The following is a 1,373-nucleotide window of genomic DNA, read 5'->3' on the forward strand; positions in this document are numbered from 1 at the left end:
GGGGGGTGCCCCTATGTGGTGTGTCAAGCGACGGTTGGTAGTTGGTGGGTGGGTTGGGGGTTGTAGAGGGTGGCGTTTCGGATCATGGCGTGTAGGGTGAGGATGCGGCGGTGGGCTAGGGCGATGACGGCCTGGTTGTGGCGCTTGCCCTGGGCGATCTTGCGGTCGTAGTACGCCCGGGAGGCGGGGTCTGAGCGTAGTGAGGCGAAGGCTGAAAGGAACATGGCCCGTTTGAGCCTCTTGTTGCCCGCGTGGGAGGTGTACTCGCTGCGGATCGAGGAGCCGGAGCGTCGGGTGACGGGTGTGAGCCCGGCGTAGGAGGCCAGGTGCGCTCCGGTGTCGAAGGACCGTCCGAGGGTCTCGGCGATGAAAACGGCGGCGGTCCTGACCCCGATGCCGGGCATGGAGGTCAGGACCTGGTAAAGAGGGTGGGCCTCCACCAGGGCCTCGACCTTGGCAGCGACGTCACGGCGTTGGGCGTGCAGGGCGATGAGTTGGCGGGCCAGGTGGGGCAGGACGATTCCGGCGGCGTCGGTGCCGATGACCACGACGTTCTGGGCCTCCAGCGCGCTGATGATCTCGCCGGCCCAGGCCTCGTGGCGGCGGGCGCCGTGGGCCTTGAGCTTAGCGGCCACTCGTACCCGCCCGGCCTTTCGCAGGGCGGTGGGGACGGGCCACGAGGCGATGACCTCAAGGACGGCGTCGTGCTCCAGCCGTGGACCCAGGACCTTCTCCAGGGCGGGGTGGATCTGGGTGTACAGGCCCCGGATCCGGTTCGAGGTCTGGTTGACCTGGCGGGCCAGGTCCAGGTCGAAGCCCGTGAGCATGGACAGGGCGGCTGCGTCCTGGTCCGAGCCGTTGATGGCCCGCAGCGTGTGCGGCATGGTGCGGCCGGCCTGGGCGATGACCGAGGCGTCACGGGCATCGGTCTTAGCGTTGCCCGGGGTCAGGTCCGCGATGCGCCGCATCGACAGGCCAGGCAGGTAGCCCACGGGGATGCCCATGTCCTGGGCCACGGCAACAGCCAGCGCTCCGATGGTGGCGGGCTGGTCCACGACCACCAGCACCCGCCCGTGCCGGGCCAGCCGCTCGTAGAGGTCTCGCAGTCTGGTCTCGTCGTTGGGCAAGGCCTTGTCGAACAGGCGATTACCGTCCCGGTCCAGGGCGGTGGCCCAGTGGTCGGACTTACCCACGTCGATGCCGATGAACACGTCAATGCTGGAGGTCTGCACGTGCCGCTCCCTCGTCTCGTAGGAGATCGGGCCAGCCTTGAGCCGCCGATCCCGCACCCACGTTACGAAAGACCTCGAGCGGGTCGTTCCCCTGATCAGCGGTGAGCAGCAGCCCCGCGGCGGCCGGTGACAACACCCCCC

General features: G+C 68.7%; 1 protein-coding gene. It reads right to left on the reverse strand.

Annotated features, from left to right (window positions below; all coding sequences use genetic code 11):
• Positions 1-23: 23 nt before the first annotated feature.
• Positions 24-1,232 (reverse strand): IS110 family RNA-guided transposase, encoded by a 1,209-nt coding sequence (locus JFX23_RS09235; RefSeq protein WP_198776647.1) that lies wholly within the window; start codon positions 1,230-1,232, stop codon positions 24-26.
• Positions 1,233-1,373 lie beyond the last annotated feature (141 nt).

The organism is Schaalia cardiffensis (assembly GCF_016405145.1).
GTDB lineage: Bacteria > Actinomycetota > Actinomycetes > Actinomycetales > Actinomycetaceae > Pauljensenia > Pauljensenia cardiffensis.